The organism is Paraburkholderia tagetis (assembly GCF_022213065.1).
Lineage (GTDB): Bacteria > Pseudomonadota > Gammaproteobacteria > Burkholderiales > Burkholderiaceae > Paraburkholderia > Paraburkholderia tagetis.
The window spans coordinates 100382-119837 of the sequence record NZ_JAKLJA010000016.1; the positions used below are offsets into that span (position 1 = coordinate 100382).

Here is a 19456-nt window from a genome sequence, read left to right on the forward strand (position 1 = left end):
GCGCTCGATCAGCGCTCGATCAGCGCGCCCAGGTTGGCGCGCACGCGCTGGAGCATGAGGCCGAACTGCTCGGCTTCCTCGGGCGTGAAGCCGGACAGCGCTTCCGCCTGCACCTCGTCGCCCACGCGGCGCGCGCCGTTGAGCGCACCCTCCGCCTTCGGCGTGAGACTCACCAGCAATTCGCGGCGGTCCTCGGGGTTGGGGGTCCGCACGACCCAGCCGCCTTCCTCCATTCTCTCCAGCAGCCTGCCGGCGGAAATCGGCGCGACTTCGAGCCGCTCGGCGAGGCTCGCCTGGTTCATGTCGCCGTAATGCGCGAGGTACGCGATGATGCGGCACTGCGCGCGCGTGAGTTCGAGCGACGACTTCGCAAGTTCGTCGTAACGCTTGCCGTACAGACGGCCGACGTCGACGACCATGAAGCCGAAGCGCTGTTCGAGGTCGGTAGTCATCGCGCGATTATACGGGGGCCATGAGCCGGGCGCCCCGTGAAAGACCCGCACCGGCACCCCTGTTCCTCCCGATTGCGCGGGTCGGGCGAGTCGTATAATAAGCAGGCTTATTATTTTCCCAGGCTTTTTTCACGCTTCGCCCAAACCCACGATGACCGCAGTCCCGCACGGCACCGCCTCGCAGCGAGAGGGCGCGCCGCTCAATCGCGGCATGATCACGTTGTCGATCATGCTTGCCACGCTGATGCAGACGCTCGACAGCACGATTGCCAACGTGGCGCTCCCGCATATGCAGGGCACGCTTTCGGCGTCGCAGGACGAGATCACGTGGGTACTCACCTCGTACATCGTGGCGGCGGCCATCGCCACGCCGCTCACGGGCTGGCTGGCCGACCGCTTCGGCGTGAAGGCGCTGCTCGGCGTGGCGATTGCAGGCTTCACGGTGGCCTCGGCGTTATGCGGGCTTTCGGAAACACTGGGCGAAATCGTCGCCTCGCGCCTGTTGCAGGGCATATTCGGCGCGTCGCTCGTGCCGCTCTCGCAATCCATCCTGCTCGACATCAATCCGCGCGAGCGCCAGGGGCAAGCCATGGCGGTCTGGGGCATGGGCGTGATGGTGGGGCCCGTGCTCGGCCCCACGCTGGGCGGCTGGCTTACCGATAGCTACAACTGGCGCTGGGTGTTTTTCATCAACGTGCCGATCGGCGCGTTCGCGTTCTTCGGCGTCTCCACCTTTATGCCATCGCGCACGCCGCGCCGCGAGACGCGCTTCGACGTGTTCGGCTTCGCCACGCTGGCGCTCGCCATCGGCGCGCTTCAGGCCCTGCTCGATCGCGGCGAGCAGCTCGACTGGTTCGGCTCGCTCGAAATCCGCATCGAAGCGCTCGTGGCCTGCATTGCGTTCGCGTTTTTCATCGTGCACACGGCCACCTCGGGCCCCAACACGTTCTTTCGCTATCAACTGCTCAAGGACCGCAATTTCGCCACGGGCACGCTGTTCATCTTCGTGATCGGCGCGGTGCTCTACGCGACGCGCGCGCTCCTGCCGCCGATGCTGCAGAACCTGATGGGCTATCCGGTCGCCACCACCGGCCTCGTGACGGCGCCGAGCGGCGCGGGCACCATGCTGGCCATGCTGATCGCGGGGCGCCTGCTCAAGCACGTGGACGCGCGCGCCATGCTGCTGTTCGGCTTCGCGGTGTCCGCCTATGCGCTGTGGCAGATGATGCAATACACGCTCGTGCTCTCGGCCTCCGATATCGTCTGGCCCGGCGTGGTGCAGGGTTTCGGCCTGGGCTTCGTGTTCGTGCCGCTGTCCACGCTGACGTTCTCGACGCTCACGCCCCAACTGCGCGCGGACGGCACCGCCACGTACAGCCTGATGCGCAACATCGGCAGCAGTATCGGCATTTCCATCGTGCAGACCTTCGTGACACGCGGCACGCAGATCGCACATGCGGATCTCGCCGCGCACATCACGCCGTTCAACCCCGCGCTCCAGCCGATGCTCGCGGCCGGATCGCGGTACGATCTCGCGGTGCTCAACCAGTCGATCACGCAGCAGGCGCAGATGATTGCGTATCTGAACGACTTCAAGATGATGTTCGTCGCCACGCTGCTCGTGATTCCGCTGCTCGTGCTGATCCGGCCTTCCGCGGGCAGCGGGGCGGTCGATGCGAGCCACGCGGCGATGGACTGATCTCCAGCGCCTTTTTCGCGCACCGCCGTTGCGTTGCGATGCGACATGAAGCGATGGCACGCTGCTTGCAGCAATCAGGTCATGGTTTTAATCGGGAGAATGAACGATGACCTGGCTTCGACGCAGCCGCGCAGTGCGCGCATGCGTTCTCGTTGCCGCCACTGTCTCGATGCTGGGTGCCGGCGCATGCACGCTGGGCGGCGCCGCGGCGGGTGGCTATATCGGCAACAGAGCGACCAACGGCAGTGCCGTGGGCACCGTGGGGGGTGCCGTCGCGGGCGGTGTGATCGGGCACGAGCTCGGCAAATAAGCGCCCTGCGCGACTTCACCTTGCAAAACTTTCTTGTCTTGCACGTTATGCGTGATATTGCCCGCCGCATTCGCAAATAAGTATAGCGGCGGGACTGATTTCAATATCACCGTGTACTCGCCCGATGCGAGCCCGAGGCGGGCTCGCGCTGAGCGGAATGTGCTCCGTTCTGCCATCGACCATCGCCAACGCGCTTTCGAAAATATCCTTTAACCATTCTCAAACATCGCTTGACTAGCGGCGCATTGCTCGACGCTCGGCGCATATACTTTTCGCCGAGATGCCATTCCCTGGATAACGCAATTCCTTTCATCCCGGCTGTCTCTCATCACATGGTGTCCCGCTCATCGGGATGCCGTTGCCCATGTGCTCGACCGTCCGCTTGAGCGTTTGTCTCAAGCAATTCGTAATCCGAAGTGTTGCCCAGCATTATCGCAACATCACCGAGGCCGTAAATGAAAGACATACGTTCGAAGGCTTTCGCAATGCCGCTCACCAGCCCGGCCTTTCCGCCGGGGCCTTACAAGTTCGTCAATCGCGAGTTTCTGATCATCACGTATCGCACCGACATCGAGCGGTTGCGCAAGGTCGTGCCCGAGCCGCTCGAGGTCACGGATCCCCTCGTCAGCTATGAGTTCATCCGCATGCCGGACTCCACCGGCTTCGGCGACTACACCGAAAGCGGCCAGGTCATTTCCGTGATGTACGAGGGGCAGCCCGCTAGCTACACGCACTCGATGTATCTCGACGACCATCCGCCGATAGCGGGCGGCCGTGAGTTGTGGGGATTCCCCAAGAAGCTCGCCACGCCCAGGCTCGCGCCGCACTCGGACACGCTGGTCGGCACACTCGATTACGGCCCGGTGCGCATCGCCACGGGCACCATGGGCTACAAGCATCGCGAACTCGACCTGGCCGAGCAGGCGCGTCGGCTCGCGGGCCCCAACTACCTGCTCAAGATCGTGCCGCATGTGGACGGCTCGCCGCGCGTTTGCGAGCTGGTGCGTTACTACATGAAGGACATCGTGCTGAAGGGTGCCTGGACCGGGCCCGCCGCGTTGCATCTGATGCCACACGCACTCGCCCCCGTTGCCGACCTCCCGGTGCTCGAAATTGTCGAGGCGCGGCATCTGCTCGCGGACCTCACACTCGGCCTCGGTGAAGTCGTTCACGACTATCTCGCGCAGTAAGCGGCCACGCGGTCCAGTTCAGTTCAGCGCAGCCTGGACCAGTCCCATTCATTCCAACTCAAGCAAAGTGGAAACAACATCATGAACAAGCTCGAAGGCAAGGTTGCAGTGGTTACTGGCGCGGCCAGCGGGATCGGCAAGCAAATCGCTCTTACGCTTGCCGCCCAGGGCGCGGCGGTCGCCATCGCCGACCTCAACGCCGCCGGTGCGCAAGCCGTCGCGGACGAGATCAAGCGTGCGGGTGGCAAGGCCATGGGTGTGGCCATGGACGTGACCAGCGAGCAGGCCGTCAACGAGGGCATCGACCAGGTGGCCGCCACGTTTGGCTCCATCGACATCCTCGTCTCGAACGCCGGCATCCAGATCGTGAATCCCATCGAGAGCTACGCGTTCTCCGACTGGAAAAAGATGCAGGCCATCCACGTGGACGGCGCGTTTCTCACCACCAAGGCGGCGCTCAAGCATATGTACAAGGACGATCGCGGCGGCACTGTGATCTACATGGGCTCGGTGCACTCGCACGAGGCTTCGCCGCTCAAGTCGGCCTACGTCGCGGCCAAGCATGCGCTACTCGGTCTCGCGCGCGTGCTTGCCAAGGAAGGCGGCAAGCACAACGTGCGCTCGCACGTGGTCTGCCCGGGCTTCGTGCGCACGCCGCTGGTGGAAAAGCAGATTCCCGAGCAAGCGAAGGAACTGGGCATCAGCGAAGAAGAGGTCATCAAGCACGTCATGCTCGGCGGCACCGTGGACGGCATCTTCACGACAGTCGAAGACGTGGCGCAGACGGTGCTGTTCCTCTCGGCGTTCCCGAGCGCGGCGCTCACCGGCCAGTCGCTCGTGGTGAGCCACGGCTGGTTCATGCAATGAGCGAAGCTGCCAACGCAAAGCCGTCCACGCGTTCCAGCCGTGGTGCGGCAGCCGCCGAGGCCGTGCGCACGCAGCGCGCGCGCAGCCTCGGCTACGAAACGGTCGCGCTCGTGCTGCAGGGCGGCGGCGCGCTGGGCGCCTATCAGGCCGGCGTGCTGGAGGGGCTGGACGAGGCGCGCATTGCGCTCGACTGGGTGGCGGGTATTTCGATCGGCGCGCTCAACACGGCCATCATTGCGGGGAACGAACCGTCCATGCGGGTGCCGATGTTACGGGCGTTCTGGGAGACGATCTGCAAGCCGCGCTTCACCCCGGCCATGCCTGCCTCGATCGAGCACATGCTGTTCACGGCTTCCGACGCCACGCGCTCGATGCTGACGGCGTTGCAGGCGGCCAGCGCTGCTGCGCAAGGCCAGAGCGGCTTCTTTGCGCCGCGCATCCCGACGCCGCTGCCCTGGGCAGCGAGCGCGCCGGATCAGGTCAGTTGGTACGACACCACGCCGCTCAAGGCCACGCTCGAGCGGTTCTGCGATTTCGACCGGATCAATTCCGGCGAGACGCGGGTGTCGGTGGGCGCCGTGAATGTGGCTACCGGGAACTTCGTCTATTTCGACAATACGCGCACGACGCTGCGCGCCGAGCATTTCATTGCTTCGGGTGCGTTGCCGCCGGGCTTCGCGCCCGTCGAAATCGACGGCGAGTTTTACTGGGACGGTGGCGTGGTGTCGAATACGCCGTTGTCTGAAGTGCTCAGCGCATCGCCGCGCCGCGACACACTGGTGTTTCAGGTGGATCTTTGGTGTGCGCGCGGCCCCGTGCCGCAAACGCTGGAGAACGTGGGCATGCGTGTGAAGGATATTCAGTATTCGAGCCGCACGCGCTTCGTCACGGACATGCTGCAACGCGAGCAGCGCTACCGGCATCTGTTGCGCGAGTTGCTGGAGCGGGTGCCGAAGGCTACGCGCGAAAGTGACCGCCTCTGCAAGATTGCCGACGATCTCGCTTGCAGCAAGCGCTATAACGTGCTGCAACTGATCTACCAACAGCAGACGTTCGAGCGCGGCGACAAGGACTATCAGTTCGGCCGGACTACCATGCAGAGTCATTGGGAGGCCGGGCTGACTGATATTCGCGGTACGCTCAGCAACGACACCTGGCTCGACTTGCCTGGTAATCAGACTGGCTTCGTCACGCACGACGTTCATCGAGTGAGTGGCTAGGGTCTTTTTATAATCTGACCATTTTCGTCTCTGGTGCGGTTGGTGGTTTGCTGTGCTTTTTTTCGCGTTTCCTTGGTTTCGCGGTGGTCTATTAGTGTTGCCCCGCACAGGGGCAACGCTGGCATACCGACACGAAAACAAGGAAACGCGAAAGACAAAGCGAACGACACCAGCCCCTGCGAACTAGGGCCTGTTCACACTATCTGAGCCCATCTACGATGAGCGCGAAATTGATGAAGGCGAGGAACATCGCGTCCAGTTTTTCGAACCGGGAAAAGATGCGACGGAAGCCTTTGAGGCGGCGAAACAGGCGCTCAACTTCGTTCCTGCGTTTATACATTTCCCGATCATATTCCCATGGCTCAAGGCGATTGCTTTTGGGCGGTACGACGGGAATGAAACCCAGGCCGAGCGCGAGTTGCCGTGTTTCGTCACCCTCATACGCCTTATCCATTATGAGGTGCAGTGGCCGATTGGTCGGTCCCAAGCTTTGCAGCAGGGCGCGCCCTTGCGGCGCGTCGCCTGCCTGGCCGGGCGACAGCGCGAACGTTATGGCTGTTCGAGCATCCGCGGCAACCATATGAATCTTGGTAGTCCATCCGCCACGGGATTTTCCAATCGACTGTGGTCCGTTTTTTTTAATGCGCCGGTACCATCAGGATGAACCTTTACCACCGTACTATCCAGCGAGACCGCTTCAATCCTGACGCGAACGATCTGCTCACGCTGCAATTCCGTAAAGACCCGATCCAGCACGCCACTTCTGGACCAGCGGTTCATTCGGGTGTAGATCGTGTGCCAGCGACCGAATCGCTTGGGCAGTCCGCGCCATTTGCAGCCGTGCTCGGCGACGTAAAGGATTGCATTCAGCACCTGCAGATTCGTCAGGCTGACATTGCCACGCTGTCGTGGCAGGCAATGCTCGATACGCTGATATTGGGCTTCGGTGATTTCCATCACCGAAGTATACGGTCAAACAAAATTAGTGTGAACAGGCCCTAAAAAACCACATCGCCCCCCAAAACTCTTCTAATCTCCGCCTGCGGCCCGCAGCACCTTCATGACTTCGGCCGCCGTATGCTCAGAATGCTCGCGCAGCAACCGCCCGAGACCTGCACCATCGCGCCTCGCCAGCGCCTCCAGTATGTCCCCATGTTCGCCCAGCGATTCGGCCCAGCGCAGCACATCTGCATTGGCCGCCCCTCTTGCACGATGGATCTTGCTCATCAACGAAGCGTACAAATCGGACAGCACAGGATTACTGGCGACATCGACGATCTGCTGATGCACCTTCTGATTAGCGCGATAGTAGGCGGTGCGCTTGCCGTCGCGATGATAGGCCTCCATCGCACGATGCTGCTCCATAAGCACCTTCATCTGCTTCTCATCGATACGCTGCGCAGCGAGCCGCCCGGCGGTTTCCTCCAGGCCATGCAGCACTTCGAAGATGGCCGCGATCTCATCCTTGTTGATCGGCGCAACCTGAAAGCCCATGTGCTGGCGGTGGGTCACGTGCCCCTCGGTCACCAGCGTCTTGAGCGCTTCGCGCAGCGGCGTCCTGGAGATATCGAACTGCTCGCACAGCGCTTTCTCATCGATATGCTCGCCGGGCGCCAGTTCACCTTCGAGAATCATCTCGCGCAATCGCTCCGCGATCGCCGCGTACATCCCCGTGCCGCGCAGGCTGATCCGCTTGCGGGCGTCCGCCGGTAGTGACTTCATGTCCATGTCGCTTGCTTCCGTTTGAATCTTCCGTCTTTGCTTAATTGTGCTACAGCCCTGGCAGCCTATCTACAAAAAAGTAAAAACCAAGCAAATTCAAAGGATTGCATTGCTTGTAATTTATAATTAGAAATCATATACTGCCTCGGCGCATGCAGCGCGGCTGGGCCGGGAGCGGTCCCGGTCACAGACATGAAACCCGAAGGCCATGAACAGGCGAACGGAGGAGACTTAGATGCGAACCGTAAATGCGGCCGTGCAGGCCGAGGCCAGAACCGGCGTGCGCTGGCGAATCTTTCTGATCATGTTGATGCTGATTTCCATCAACTATGTGGACCGGGCCTCGCTGTCCGTGGCCATGCCGCTCATCGCCAAGGAATTCAATATCGCTCCCGCCGTGCAGGGGCTGATTCTCAGCTCGTTCTTCTGGACCTATGCGTTCATGCAGATTCCGGGCGGCATGCTGGCTGACCGTTTCAAGCCGCGCATCGTGATCGCGTGCGCCACGTTGTTCTGGGGTTTCTTCCAGGGCATTGCCGCCATGTGCACGACGGCCACCGCGCTGATCCTCACGCGCCTCGGCCTGGGCGCTGCGGAAGCGCCGATCTACCCGGCGGGCGGCAAGCTCAACACCATGTGGATGACGCGGCACGAACGCGGCCGCGGCGCGACGCTGCTCGACGGCGGCGCCCCGCTGGGCGCGGCACTCGGTGCGGTGATCATTTCCGGCTTGATCAGCGAGTTCGGCTCCTGGCGCACGTCTTTCGTGGTGGCGGGTGTGGGCACCATGCTCGCCGGCCTGTTTGCCTGGTACTACATCCGCAACAACCCGCGCGAGCATCCGTCGGTGAATCAGGCCGAAGCGGACTATCTCGAAGCGGCCCTGCAGGAAGAGCACCACAGCGAGCCGACCGATGCCAGCGGCCGCAGCGTGGACTTTTTCCGCTATCGCTCGGTGTGGTGCATGTTCTTCGGCTGGATGTGCTTCAACTCGCTGTTCTACGGTCTGCTCACCTGGATGCCGAATTATCTGAACAAGGTTTACGGCTTCAATATCCAGCAGATGGGCGGCGCCAGCTTCGCGATCTTCTTTAGCGGTTTCGTGGGTGAACTGATCGGCGGATGGATCGCCGACAAGTGGAAGGCTGCGGGCGGAATGCCCAATCGCGTGATGCGCACGCTGTTCGGTATCGCCGCCGTGGCGGCCACGGCATCGATCTTCTCGGTCGCCTATATCAAGAACCCGGTGACGGTGGTGATCCTGCTCGCGTCCACGCTGTTTTTCCTGCGTTGGTGCGGTCTGTACTGGTGCCTGCCCTCCATCCTCGGTACCCGCAACAAGGTCGGCTTTCTCGGCGGCTTCATGAATCTCGGCGGCAATATCGGCGGCGTGCTCGTCCCGATCATCGTCGGCCTGATCGTGCAGACTACCGGCTCGTATTTTCTGGCCTTGATGTTTTTCGCTGCCGCGGGCGTAGGCCTGTTCGTCTGTTCGACGCTGATCGACTACGAACGCAAGCTGCCCGTCTGAGCTTTCTTCACCCTTAGTTACTGATCGCTGACTTCATCATGAGCAAACGCGTCCTGCTCGGCATGCTTACCCCGTCATCCAACACCGCGCTCGAGCCCATCACGAGCGCGATGGTGGCTAAATTGCCCGGTGTAAGCGCCCATTTCTCACGCTTCACGGTCACCGAGATCTCGCTGTCCGAGCAGGCGCTCGGACAGTTCGACACCACCAACATCATTCAGGCCGCGCGGTTGCTGGCCGACGCCAAGGTCGATGTGATCGCATGGAACGGCACGTCGTCGGGCTGGCTCGGGTTCGAGACCGACCGTCGCCTGTGCCGCGAAATCGAAGCGGCGACGGGCATCCCCGCGACCACTTCGGTGCTGGCATTGAACGAAATTCTGGTGAAAACCGGAGTGAACAAGTTCGGCCTGGTCAGCCCGTACCTCGAAGAGGTCCAGCAGAAGATCGTGGCCAATTACCGCGAGAACGGCATCGACTGCGCTGCTGAAAGCCATCTCGGCCTGAAGGTGAATTTCCAGTTCTCCGAAGTAACCGAAGACACGCTGCGCGAACAGATTCGCGAAGTCGCCAAGCAAAGCCCGGAGGCGATCGTCACCTACTGTACCAATCTGCGTGCCGCGCATCTGGCCGAGGAAGTGGAGCGGCAGCACGGCATCCCGCTCTACGACACGATCTCCACCGTGGTGTGGAAGTCGCTGAAGCTCGCGGGCTACGATACGACCCGGCTCGCGGGTTGGGGTCGCCTGTTTTCCGAAGTTGCATGAAGTTGCATGAAGTTGCCTGAGTTGCCTGAGTTGCCTGAGAGATCTGCCATGACAACCGTATACGACCTCGTGATCCGTAATGCCGACGTGGTGACGGCGTCCGAGCGCTTTAACTGCGATATTGGCGTGAAGGACGGCGTCGTCGTGGCGCTGGCCCGCGATCTTGGCGCCGGCAAGCGCGAGATCGACGCCACCGGCCTGTTGGCGTTGCCCGGCGGTATCGACGCGCATTGCCATCTCGATCAGCCCATGCCCGAAGGGCTGAAGATGGCCGATGATTTCCTGAGCGGCACGCGCGCCGCCGTCTGCGGCGGCACCACCACCGTGATCCCGTTCGCCGCGCAGGAAAAGGGGCAATCGCTCAAAGCCGCGGTGGCCGATTACCATCGTCGCGCCGACGGTCGCGCGGTCGCCGACTACGCGTTCCACCTGATCGTCTCCGACCCGACGCCCGAGGTGCTGGAGCGCGAACTGCCGGAACTGATCGCGGCCGGCTATACGTCGTTCAAGATCTACATGACCTACGACGATCTCAAGCTCAGCGACCGCGAGATCCTCGAAGTGATGGACGTGGCACGCCGCAACCAGGCGCTGGTCATGGTGCATGCCGAGAATTCGGACTGCATCGCATGGCTGACCGACAAGCTCACCGAAGCCGGAAATCACGCGCCGAAGTATCACGCGCTGTCGCGCCCGGCCGTGGTCGAGCGGGAAGCGACGCATCGCGCGATTGCGTTCTCCGAACTCGTCGACGTGCCGATCCTGATCGTTCACGTGTCGGGCCAGGAAGCGATCGAACAGATCGAATGGGCGCAGAAACGCGGCCTCAATATCTATGCCGAGACCTGCCCGCAGTACCTTTATCTGACTGCGGAAGACCTCGGCCATGAGGACGGCTATCACGGCGCCAAGTGTGTTTGCAGTCCGCCGCCGCGCGACACGTCCAACCAGAAGGCCGTGTGGAGCGCACTGAAGCGCGGCACATTCAGCGTGTTCTCGTCCGACCACGCGCCGTTCTCGTTCGACGATCCTCAGGGCAAGAAGCCCGCTGGCGAGGAAGTCTCGTTCGAGCATATTCCGAACGGCATTCCCGGCATCGAGACCCGGTTGCCGCTGCTGTTCGACGGCGTGAGCCAGGGCAAGCTGTCGCTGCACAAATTCGTCGAACTGACGTCGCTGAATCCCGCGAAGCTGTACGGCCTTTATCCGCGCAAGGGCACCATCGCGGTCGGCGCCGATGCCGACATCGTGCTGTGGGACCCGCTCAAGCAGGTCGCCATCGCGAACGAGGCGCTGCACCACAACGTCGACTACACGCCCTACGAGGGCCGCAGTGTTCAGGGCTGGCCGCAGCACTGTCTGTCGCGCGGCGAACTGCTGGTCGAGAGCGGGCGCTATCTCGAGCCGGAAGCGGGCCGGGGCCGGTTTGTCGCTGCGGGCAAGCCGCAGTACCTCGACCTCTAAAACAGGAACACAGCATGAAGATCCTGGTGATCAACCCCAATATCTCCGAGAGCGTCTCGACATTGATCCGGACGGAAGCGCAGCGCAGTGCATCGCCGGGCACGGAGATCGAGGTCGCGACCGCGCCGTTCGGCGTGGCGTACATCGAGACGCGCTTCGAGGCGCTGGTCGGCGGGTATGCAACCGCGTGCGTGGCGGCCGAACGTCAGGGGACTTACGACGGTGTCGTGGTGGCCGCGTTCGGCGACCCGGGCCTTCAGGGCATCAAGGAATTGCTCGACGTGCCGGTCGTCGGGCTGACCGAGTCCTCGCTGATGACCGCCGCGACGCTTGGGCAGCGCTTCTCGATCATCGCGATCTCGCCGCGAATCAAGGCGTGGTATCGCGAGACGGTCGAACGCAGCCATCTGGCGAGCCGGCTCGCCAGCATCCGCTCGCTCGAGGAACCGTTGCGCGATATCGGCAGCGTGCAGCAGGACTACTCGGCACGACTGAAGACGCTGTGTAACGAGGTGGTCGAGAACGACGGCGCCGACGTCATCATCATCGCCGGCGCGCCGCTCGCAGGGCTCGCACGCGAGATACGCCACGAATTGCCGGTGCCGGTGGTCGATGGCGTGTCGAGCGCGGTGACCCAGCTCGAAGGCCTTATCCGGCTCGCGCCGAAGAAGGCGACGAAGGGCAGTTTCGCCCAGCCGCCGGTCAAGCCGAATCGTGGTCTGCCTGAGTCGCTTGAACGACTGCTGAGCGGCAGGAAGGCGGACTAATCCGATCGACTTCGTGCTGCCCTCGCTCGAAATCATCGATTCGCGCATCAAGGACTGGCGACACACAAAGGGCACGCAATAAACGCACGCAAAGGTGAGCTTGTTCGGGAGCAGTCGCGAAGCGCCTGCTCCACCTCGCCATGCCGCACGTAGGTCATTGATTGGACTGAAAAGTCCGCCGCACACGCAATGCACGACGAAGGCATGGCGCCGCTTGAGGTGAGCCTTTTCGGGAGTGCTTGCGCAAGATGAATGGTGAGGCCGGCGCACGCGAGTCGCGCACCGGCCTGCGTATCAATTCGGCTTGCCGCGCGCTTCATTGCGTGGGCGCGCCGTGCCGCGATCTCCATCGTCGGCGCTCGAATCTTGATGGTCATCGCCGTACATGCGCCCTTCAACGTCGCCGTTGCGCGCGGTGCCGATCACAAAGCTGCGCTGCGGATTCGCGAGCTCGATGCCGCGCTCCGTGAAGCGCTCCAGCACGCGGCGGTTGAATTCGCGTTGCACGCCCCAGCGCGCCGAATCATTGCACTGGATCTGGCCCACGAGCGTCACGCTCGCGCCGTCCACCTGATCCACGCCCCAGTACGCGAAGTCGCCGAGAATGCCCTCCTTGTACTTCTCGTCGCTGCGGATCTCCGCGCCGATTTCCTTGAGCGTGTCGATGGCGCGCTGCAGATCCGCGCCGTGCGCGATCTGCACCTTCACCGCCGCATTGCCGATACCGCGATTCGTGTTGTTCACCGTCGTCACCGAGCTGAACGGCACGGTGTAGAGCGAGCCGTCGCCGCCGCGCAGGCGCACCGTGCGGATCGAGAGGAACTCGACCGTGCCCGAGACGCCCGCAACCGTGATCCAGTCGCCCACCTGCATGGCGTTCTCGGTGAGCAGGAAGATGCCGGTGATGAAGTCCTGCACGAGCTTTTGCGAGCCAAAGCCGAGCGCCACGCCGAAAATGCTTGCGCCCGCAATCAACGGCGCGGTGTTCACGCCGAGCTGCGAGAGCGCCGTGAGCCCGACCACCACGAAGATCGCGACGAAGAGCGTGGTGCGGAACATCGGCAGCAGCGTGCGCAGGCGCGCGGCGCGCACGAAGTCGCCCGCGTCGGTCCAGGCGCTCAGGCGCCGCTCGGCGGCGCCGTTCGCCGCCTCCCAGATCACGATGGCCACGGCGATGGCAATGGCGATCGTGAGCAGCGCGGAGCCGATCAGATGCCCGATGGGGGCGTTCGCGATGAGGCGTCCGGGATGCATGCCCCACACGCGCAGCAGGACGTCGAGCGTGACGAGCCATAGCGCGGCGATCACGATGCGCCGCAGCGCCGGGTAGTAGCGATACGCGCGGCGCTGCGCGATCGTCATGTTCTCGCCGTTGCCGCCCGGATCGAACGCGCGGCCGAGTGCGCCGAGCGTGACGATGGCCACCATGCGCGCGGCGAGCAGCACGGCGAGCGAGACGCCGCCGTCGCGCATGAGTTCGCGGTAGCCGCCGCGCAGGTCGAGCGCCCAGACGAACCACAGCGCCATGACGACGAAGACGGCGGCGGCGGCCCAGATATCGGCGAACCAGTGGACGAGATACGCGAACGAACTGCGTTCGGCGGCCGATTTGCGGATGGCCGCGGCCACGGGCTGGCGGCATTGCAGGATCGCCAGCGCGAGCGCGACGTGGGCGAACAGGATGACGAGCTTCAGCAGCGCGAGATGCGCGTCCTCGGTCATGCCGAGCGGCACCGCGCCGCCGAGCACGCCGCCCACGCCGCCGATCACGACGATGCGCCGGAGCCAGCGCTGCGCGAACTCGGGCCCGGTGCCGGAGAGCGGCACGAGCCGCAGGGCGTCGGAGTCGGGCGCGAAGAGCATGGTGCCGATGGCGAGGATGACGCGGCAGATCACCCACGTATCGACGACCTGGCCGACGGCGGCGGCGGGCGCGGCGTCCTCGGGGCCGAACAGCGAGAGCACGCCGGCGGCGCACAGCCCGAATCCGATCACGGGCACGAGTTCGAGCAGCGCGACGAGAAACGCCCAGGGCAGGCGCTTGAGCAGGCTCCAGTGGTGCGCGCCACGCACACGGTGGCGCGCCTCGCGCGCGAGCGCGGCGACACTCTGCTTGTAGGAGTCGTTGGCCGCGGCGGCGAGGGCGCTTGCCTTGGCGTCAGCGTGCTCATCGAGGCAGGCCTTCGCGGTGGTGTTCGCGGTGCTGCCCGCGATTGTGTCGGAATCGGCGGGCTCCATGCCGGCCGCCTCGCGCAGGGTCGCCTGATCGGTTTGCACTGGTTCCGCATCGGTTGCCTCGGGCGATAACGGTGAGGATGCCGGTGTATTCGGCATGCCCGCGTTTGGCGCTGCGGCTCGGCCCTTGTCCCGGGCATCTTCCGTGTCCTGCACGGCTGCTGCGTGCTCGGCGAGCGCGCGATGCGGTTTGCTGATGGCGCGGCGCAGGAGCGCCTCGATCGCGAGCGCGGGCACCAGCGTGAGCAGCAGTACGCGCAGCAGCGAGACCAGCATCTCATGGCCTGCCGGCGTGCCGAGGCGCACGCTCCACCAGTCGCGTGCGGATGTGACGTTGAAGAGCGCGCCACGCGCGCGCAGGAGTTGCTGGCCGACGACCTGTGCGCCACGTGCGGCGCCGTCGGCGATTTGCAGCACGAGGCCATTCGAGCGCAGTGCTTTCGCGAGCGGTGCGGATGCCGCCGCGCTGCTGGCCGCCGATGCCGCAGTGGCCGTGCTGGCCGTGCTGGCCGAGGTTGCTGTAGCCGGCGTGGCGAGTGCGCCCGCAGCGGCAATCGCGCGCAACGTGTCCGCCACGTGTGCGCGCTGGACCGGATCGTCGAGCACCTGAAGTGCCGCATGGGCTTGTGCGGGTGTTAGCGCAACAGGGGAGGCGGGGTTCGCCCCCGATGCGGCAGCCGGGGCCGCCGCGCTGCACGGCGTGGCGCCGAGCAAGGCAAGTAACAGCGTGCACGCCAAGGCGGCAATCAGCGCGTTGAAGCGCTGCGTGATGTGTGATCGTAAGCGACGTGATCGTAAGCAGAAAGAAAGAAGCGTCCTTGGCATGGGCAGAATGCGATATCGAATCCGGTGAAGTGTTGTGTGGCCGCAAGTTTCGTGCCCGGGCTCGCGGGCGCTAGCGCGCAACGGCTTGCGTTTTTCTTGCAATGCTCGTTCTCGCTTCAGGCAGTGCCTGAAAGTATGCGCGCGTGTGCATGTGTGTGCACGTGTGTGCGAGGACGGCGAATACCCATCTTCTCGATGGCGGCAACGATGGCCTGCATGATACGGACTGCTGATAATGCGCCGTTGATGTGAGACATGCGCAGGCGCGCGCCGGCAAAATTTTTTTCAAATCCGGTCTATTGCAACTAACAGCCAATTCCATAAGCCCACCACAAAGTGGCCTCGGCGCGGCGTATGACACCGCGCCAGCAGGCGGGCGAATCGGTGCGGAACCGGGGCGGGTTTTGATCAGTGGCGCGCGATATGTCCCTGGTGCTACCGTTGCACGAAACTTGAATCAGGCCGCGCAGCGGCCACCGGAGAGTGCACATGAATAGCGTCGGCATGACTGCAGTGCGCAAGGGCGGGTTGAGCCGCAAGCAGTTGATTTTCGCGGCCACCATCGGCAATGCGCTCGAGTTCTTCGATTTCACGGTCTACAGCTTCTTCGCGCTCACGATCGGCAAGCTGTTCTTTCCCACCATGTCGAGCTACGGGCAACTGCTCGCCTCCGTGGCGACCTTCGGCGTGGGCTTCGTGATGCGCCCGCTCGGCGGCGTCGTGATCGGCGCCTACGCGGACCGCGCAGGCCGCAAGCCCGCCATGACGCTCACCATCTTCATGATGGCGCTAGGCTGCGCGTTGATCGGCCTTGCACCCACTTACGCGCAGATCGGCGTGGCGGCGCCCATGATCATCGTGTTCGCGCGGCTGTTGCAGGGCTTCTCGGCGGGCGGTGAGGTGGGCGCTTCCACCACGCTGCTGATCGAAGCGGGCACGCCGGCCAATCGCGGGCTGCTCGGCAGTTACCAGTTCGCGAGCCAGGGTCTGGGCGTTTCGTTCGGCGCGTTGATGGCAGGAATCCTGACGATGTCGTTGCATCCCGCGAGCCTGCTCTCGTGGGGCTGGCGCGTGCCGTTTCTGATGGGCGTGGCGATTGCGCCGATCGGCATGTGGATTCGGCGCCGCCTGGAAGAGCAGGCGAGCACCCATGCGGGCACGGATGGGCGCCCTGTGCGCATGCCGGTGCTCACGGTGCTGCGCGACCACTGGCGCCGCGCATTGCTGGGCACGTTGCTCACGATGGGGTCGACGGTGATCGCTTATGTGGTCACGTTTTATATGCCGACCTACGCGATCCACGAGCTCAAGGTGCCCGCGCCCACGGCGCTGCTGGCGGGCCTCGTGTCCGGCGTGGTGACGTTCGTGGTGGGGCCGCTGGCGGGGCTGCTCTCCGACCGCATCAGCCGGCGCGCGCTGGTGTTCTGGCCGCGCGTGGCCGTGGTGCTGTTGATCTGGCCGGCGTTCCAGTGGCTATCGAGCGGCCCGGACGCCGCGCGTCTGCTGATTACCGTGGGCGGCCTGAGCGTGCTGCTCGCCTTGCAGGCCGCGCCCGCCATCACGATGCTGCCCGAGATGTTCCCGCGCGCCGTGCGCGCGACGGGCATGGCCATCGTCTACAGCGTGGGCGTGGCGATCTTCGGCGGCTTCGCGCAGGCCATCGCCACCTGGCTCATCAAGGTCACGGGCGACTTGCACGCGCCCGCCTGGTACGTGATGGTGTGCGCGGCGCTCTCGTGCCTCGCGTTGCCGTTCATCCGCGACCTGACCGGCAAGCCGCTGGAGGACTGAGGATTGTGCGTGCCTCGCGGCCAGGCTATCCAGCCGCGAGGCACGCAAGAGCACGCAAGAGCACGCAAGAGCACGCAAGAGCACGCAAGAGCACGCAAGAGCACGCAAGAGCACGCAAGAGCGCGCAAGAGCACGCAAGAGCACGCAAGGGCGGGCTACGCGGCGCGTCGCGCCGCTTCGAGATTCGCATCGAGCTGGCGCGCAAGGCCGTAGAGCATGCCAAGCGATGGCGCGGCCACGCCCGCGCGTTGCGCGAGCTCGTAGGGCGCGCCCAGCAGCGCTTCCACCTCGAGCGTGCGGCCCGCTTCCACGTCTTGCAGCATCGAGGTCTTGAACGCGCCCAGCTTGCGCGTGATGGCGTTGCGCTCCTCGATGGTCATGGCAAGGCCGATGCCGAGTGCTTCGCCTATCGCGCGGGCCTCCGCCATGATCGTCTTGACGAGGCTCGCGGTGAGCGGGTCGTCGAGGATCACGTCGGCGGTCGAGCGCGTGAGTGCGCTGATGGGGTTCATTGTCATGTTGCCCCAGAGCTTGGCCCATATTTCATGCTGGATTTGCCCGGTGGCCTGCACGTCGAAACCGGCCTGCGCAAGCAGCGCGCACGCGTCCTTGGCGCGCGCCGCCGTGTGCGGCGCGGCGCCCCCCACGATCAGCAGATTGCCTTTGCCCTTGCGGATCACGCCGGGCGCCGCAATCGACGACGAGAGATGCACGACGCAGCCCGATGCCCGCGCGGGCGGCAGCGCCGCCGACACCACGCCGCCCGGATCGACGGATTCGAGGTGTCGATTGTCACCGCCCGCATGCGCGCCGCTGGCGTTAGCGAGGAACCACCACGGCACGCCGTTCATCGCGGAGACGATATGCGTGTGCGGCCCGACGAGCGGCGCAAGCGAGGCGGCAGCCTGCACGAGTGCCTGGCCCTTGAGGCAGACGAACACGATGTCTTGCGCGCCGAGCTCGGCGGCATTGTCGGTGGCGTTTACGCGCGCGGTGTAGCGCATGCCGTTCTCGGGGTCTTCGAGTATCGTGAGGCCGTCGCGACGGATGGCTTCGAGATGCGCGCCGCGCGCGAGCACGTTGATGTTCGCGCCGCTGGGGTTCGCACTGCTTTGCGCTCGCGCGAGCCGTGCCGCAATGAGGCCGCCGATCGCGCCGGCGCCGACCACCGTGATGTTGCGCTGCGAGGAATTCACGGCTTACTCCTTGTATGAAGGGTCGATGCGCTCGACGCGCCGGATCAGCGCGGCAAGCACATTTTCGCCGGCGCCATGCGCGGGCGAGAACTGCAGGGCGTCGCGCGTGGAGCGCGCGGTAATGGCCGGGTCGATGGGAATGGTCTCGCCGTGCATCGAGTCGGTGACGCACTGGATCTCGCAGGCACGATTGAGCGTCCAGAGCAGCACGAACGCGTGCGCAAGGCTCGCGCCGTGCGCAAGCAGGCCGTGATTGCGCAGGATGAGCAGGCGCCGGTCGCCCATCGACTTCAAAAGCCGCGGCTTTTCTTCGTCGTGCACGGTGATGCCTTCGAAGTCGTGATAAGCCACCATGCCGTGCAACTGCGCCGAATAGAAGTTCGTGTACGCGAGGCCGCTTTCCATGCACGCAACGGCAAGGCCCGCCGTGGTGTGCGTATGCATCACGCAATGCGCATCTTCCACATGGGCGTGAATTGCGCTGTGGATCACGAAGCCGGCCGGATTGATCGGATAGTCGCCGGGGCTCAGAATATTGCCGTCGAGATCGACCTTCACGAGATTCGACGCCTTGATTTCGTCATACGCAAGGCCGAATGGGTTGATCAGGAAGTGCTTCTCCGGACCGGGCACGCGCAGCGTGATGTGGTTGAAGATCAATTCGGTCCAGCCCATCAGGTGAAATACGCGGTAGGTGGCCGCGAGCTTCACGCGTGCGGCCCATTCGTGCGGCTCGCACCAGGCGGGGCGAGCGGCTTCGGGTGTTGCGCTCATGGGGGCGTCTCCGTTTTGGGTGCCGCGCGGGCGCGGCAGGCAAGCTGCGCTGAATGACCCGGCGACAAACCGATGCTACGCGCAAATAAATGCGTGTGCAAGCATCAAATATTCCATTAAATCCCTTTATTAAAGGGGTTTCGTAGATGCTATGCTAGCGCATGCCATTTGGCGAGGCTGCACGAGACGAGAGATGACGGGCAAGAACCAGATCGAAGAGCTATTCACTTACCGGCTGCACGTGCTGAAGAAGCAGACGGACCGCACCATGAACGAGGCGTTTTCGGCGGCGCTGTCGCTCACGCTCACGGAGGCGCGCCTTCTGCTGAGCGTGGGGGCGTTCGGGCCGATTTCGGTGTCGGATCTCGGGCGCCTGTCGAATCTCGATCGCAGCCAGGCGAGCCGCGCGACCGATGTGCTGGAGCGCAAGGGGCTGCTCGAAAAGGCCTCGAACGCGGCGGATGCACGCGGCGTGCTCGTCAAGCTCACCGCGCAGGGGCGCAGTACGTATCGGCGCGCGTCGGCCATTTCGAAGTCGGGTAACGAGGCGATTCTCTCGGTGCTGAGCGAGCAGGAACGCGAAGCGTTGCAGAGCGCGCTGGCGAAGCTCGTGGCGCAGGGCGGCGAGCCGGAGTAAGCGAAAGCA

General features: G+C 64.0%; 17 protein-coding genes. 11 read left to right on the forward strand and 6 right to left on the reverse strand.

Going from position 1 to position 19456, the window contains the following annotated elements; translation table 11 throughout:
* Nucleotides 1-8: 8 nt before the first annotated feature.
* The gene (locus L5014_RS19700) at nt 9-452 is read right to left on the reverse strand and encodes a MarR family winged helix-turn-helix transcriptional regulator (RefSeq protein ID WP_238465420.1); all 444 of its coding nucleotides are present in this window, start codon (nt 450-452) and stop codon (nt 9-11) included.
* A 151-nt stretch (nt 453-603) separates the two neighbouring features.
* On the opposite strand from L5014_RS19700, the gene L5014_RS19705 reads away from it, so the two are divergent.
* The 5 genes from L5014_RS19705 (at nt 604) to L5014_RS19725 (ending at nt 5738) form a co-directional block, all read left to right on the forward strand.
* A complete protein-coding gene (locus L5014_RS19705; protein ID WP_238465421.1) occupies nt 604-2151 on the forward strand; it encodes a DHA2 family efflux MFS transporter permease subunit in 1548 nt (515 codons plus the stop codon).
* Between the two features lie 106 nt (nt 2152-2257).
* On the forward strand, nt 2258-2461 hold the full coding sequence (locus tag L5014_RS19710; protein WP_420800102.1) for a glycine zipper 2TM domain-containing protein: 204 nt from the start codon (nt 2258-2260) through the stop codon (nt 2459-2461).
* Nucleotides 2462-2916: 455 nt separating this feature from the next.
* Nucleotides 2917-3651 (forward strand): acetoacetate decarboxylase, encoded by a 735-nt coding sequence (locus L5014_RS19715; RefSeq protein ID WP_238465422.1) that lies wholly within the window; start codon nt 2917-2919, stop codon nt 3649-3651.
* An 81-nt stretch (nt 3652-3732) separates the two neighbouring features.
* Nucleotides 3733-4518 carry a 3-hydroxybutyrate dehydrogenase gene (locus L5014_RS19720; RefSeq protein WP_274389433.1) on the forward strand — a complete coding sequence of 262 codons (786 nt, stop codon included), beginning with the start codon at nt 3733-3735 and terminating at the stop codon, nt 4516-4518.
* On the forward strand, nt 4515-5738 hold the full coding sequence (locus L5014_RS19725; RefSeq protein ID WP_238465423.1) for a DUF3734 domain-containing protein: 1224 nt from the start codon (nt 4515-4517) through the stop codon (nt 5736-5738). Before L5014_RS19720 ends, L5014_RS19725 begins: the two co-directional genes overlap by 4 nt.
* Nucleotides 5739-5937: 199 nt before the next feature.
* Here L5014_RS19725 and L5014_RS19730 read toward each other — a convergent pair.
* Nucleotides 5938-6695, reverse strand: a protein-coding gene (locus L5014_RS19730; RefSeq protein ID WP_238465424.1) for an IS5 family transposase whose coding sequence is annotated in 2 segments (ribosomal slippage) — nt 5938-6380 and nt 6380-6695 — 759 coding nt in all. Because the reading frame shifts where the segments join, the coding sequence is not laid out codon by codon here.
* Nucleotides 6696-6767: 72 nt separating this feature from the next.
* Complete coding sequence (locus L5014_RS19735; protein ID WP_238465425.1) at nt 6768-7466, reverse strand: GntR family transcriptional regulator; 699 nt, start codon at nt 7464-7466, stop codon at nt 6768-6770.
* A 229-nt stretch (nt 7467-7695) separates the two neighbouring features.
* Between L5014_RS19735 and L5014_RS19740 the strand changes: the two genes are divergently transcribed.
* Genes L5014_RS19740 through L5014_RS19755 form a run of 4 tightly spaced genes read left to right on the forward strand, consistent with a single transcriptional unit; the run spans nt 7696 to nt 11989 of the window.
* Entirely contained in the window at nt 7696-8991 is a 1296-nt protein-coding gene (locus L5014_RS19740; RefSeq protein ID WP_238465426.1) for an MFS transporter, read from the forward strand.
* Between the two features lie 38 nt (nt 8992-9029).
* Nucleotides 9030-9758 (forward strand): maleate cis-trans isomerase family protein, encoded by a 729-nt coding sequence (locus L5014_RS19745; protein ID WP_238465427.1) that lies wholly within the window; start codon nt 9030-9032, stop codon nt 9756-9758.
* Nucleotides 9759-9806: 48 nt separating this feature from the next.
* Nucleotides 9807-11222 carry a dihydropyrimidinase gene (gene hydA / locus L5014_RS19750; protein ID WP_238465428.1) on the forward strand — a complete coding sequence of 472 codons (1416 nt, stop codon included), beginning with the start codon at nt 9807-9809 and terminating at the stop codon, nt 11220-11222.
* A 14-nt stretch (nt 11223-11236) separates the two neighbouring features.
* Nucleotides 11237-11989: an aspartate/glutamate racemase family protein gene (locus tag L5014_RS19755; RefSeq protein WP_238465429.1), complete on the forward strand. Its 753-nt coding sequence runs from the start codon at nt 11237-11239 to the stop codon at nt 11987-11989.
* A gap of 294 nt (nt 11990-12283) precedes the next feature.
* Here the strand turns inward: L5014_RS19755 and L5014_RS19760 are convergent, their stop codons facing one another.
* Entirely contained in the window at nt 12284-14962 is a 2679-nt protein-coding gene (locus tag L5014_RS19760; RefSeq protein WP_238465430.1) for a mechanosensitive ion channel family protein, read from the reverse strand.
* A gap of 576 nt (nt 14963-15538) precedes the next feature.
* On the opposite strand from L5014_RS19760, the gene L5014_RS19765 reads away from it, so the two are divergent.
* On the forward strand, nt 15539-16840 hold the full coding sequence (locus L5014_RS19765) for an MFS transporter (protein ID WP_238465431.1): 1302 nt from the start codon (nt 15539-15541) through the stop codon (nt 16838-16840).
* A 155-nt stretch (nt 16841-16995) separates the two neighbouring features.
* On the opposite strand, the gene L5014_RS19770 is transcribed toward L5014_RS19765, so the two are convergent.
* Both L5014_RS19770 and L5014_RS19775 read right to left on the reverse strand, forming a co-directional pair.
* Entirely contained in the window at nt 16996-18036 is a 1041-nt protein-coding gene (locus L5014_RS19770) for a 2-dehydropantoate 2-reductase (protein ID WP_238465432.1), read from the reverse strand.
* 3 nt (nt 18037-18039) lie between these two features.
* Complete coding sequence (locus tag L5014_RS19775) at nt 18040-18810, reverse strand: class II aldolase/adducin family protein (RefSeq protein WP_238465433.1); 771 nt, start codon at nt 18808-18810, stop codon at nt 18040-18042.
* 193 nt (nt 18811-19003) lie between these two features.
* On the opposite strand from L5014_RS19775, the gene L5014_RS19780 reads away from it, so the two are divergent.
* Nucleotides 19004-19447, forward strand: a complete 444-nt coding sequence (locus tag L5014_RS19780) for a MarR family winged helix-turn-helix transcriptional regulator (RefSeq protein ID WP_238465434.1) — start codon at nt 19004-19006, stop codon at nt 19445-19447.
* Nucleotides 19448-19456: the final 9 nt, after the last annotated feature.

Coding starts and splice junctions, on each gene's coding strand:
- L5014_RS19700 (WP_238465420.1), bottom strand. CDS start 452: ATGACTACCGACCTCGAACAGCGCTTCGGCTTCATGGTCGTCGACGTC.
- L5014_RS19705 (WP_238465421.1), top strand. CDS start 604: ATGACCGCAGTCCCGCACGGCACCGCCTCGCAGCGAGAGGGCGCGCCG.
- L5014_RS19710 (WP_420800102.1), top strand. CDS start 2,258: ATGACCTGGCTTCGACGCAGCCGCGCAGTGCGCGCATGCGTTCTCGTT.
- L5014_RS19715 (WP_238465422.1), top strand. CDS start 2,917: ATGAAAGACATACGTTCGAAGGCTTTCGCAATGCCGCTCACCAGCCCG.
- L5014_RS19720 (WP_274389433.1), top strand. CDS start 3,733: ATGAACAAGCTCGAAGGCAAGGTTGCAGTGGTTACTGGCGCGGCCAGC.
- L5014_RS19725 (WP_238465423.1), top strand. CDS start 4,515: ATGAGCGAAGCTGCCAACGCAAAGCCGTCCACGCGTTCCAGCCGTGGT.
- L5014_RS19735 (WP_238465425.1), bottom strand. CDS start 7,466: ATGGACATGAAGTCACTACCGGCGGACGCCCGCAAGCGGATCAGCCTG.
- L5014_RS19740 (WP_238465426.1), top strand. CDS start 7,696: ATGCGAACCGTAAATGCGGCCGTGCAGGCCGAGGCCAGAACCGGCGTG.
- L5014_RS19745 (WP_238465427.1), top strand. CDS start 9,030: ATGAGCAAACGCGTCCTGCTCGGCATGCTTACCCCGTCATCCAACACC.
- hydA (WP_238465428.1), top strand. CDS start 9,807: ATGACAACCGTATACGACCTCGTGATCCGTAATGCCGACGTGGTGACG.
- L5014_RS19755 (WP_238465429.1), top strand. CDS start 11,237: ATGAAGATCCTGGTGATCAACCCCAATATCTCCGAGAGCGTCTCGACA.
- L5014_RS19765 (WP_238465431.1), top strand. CDS start 15,539: ATGAATAGCGTCGGCATGACTGCAGTGCGCAAGGGCGGGTTGAGCCGC.
- L5014_RS19775 (WP_238465433.1), bottom strand. CDS start 18,810: ATGAGCGCAACACCCGAAGCCGCTCGCCCCGCCTGGTGCGAGCCGCAC.
- L5014_RS19780 (WP_238465434.1), top strand. CDS start 19,004: ATGACGGGCAAGAACCAGATCGAAGAGCTATTCACTTACCGGCTGCAC.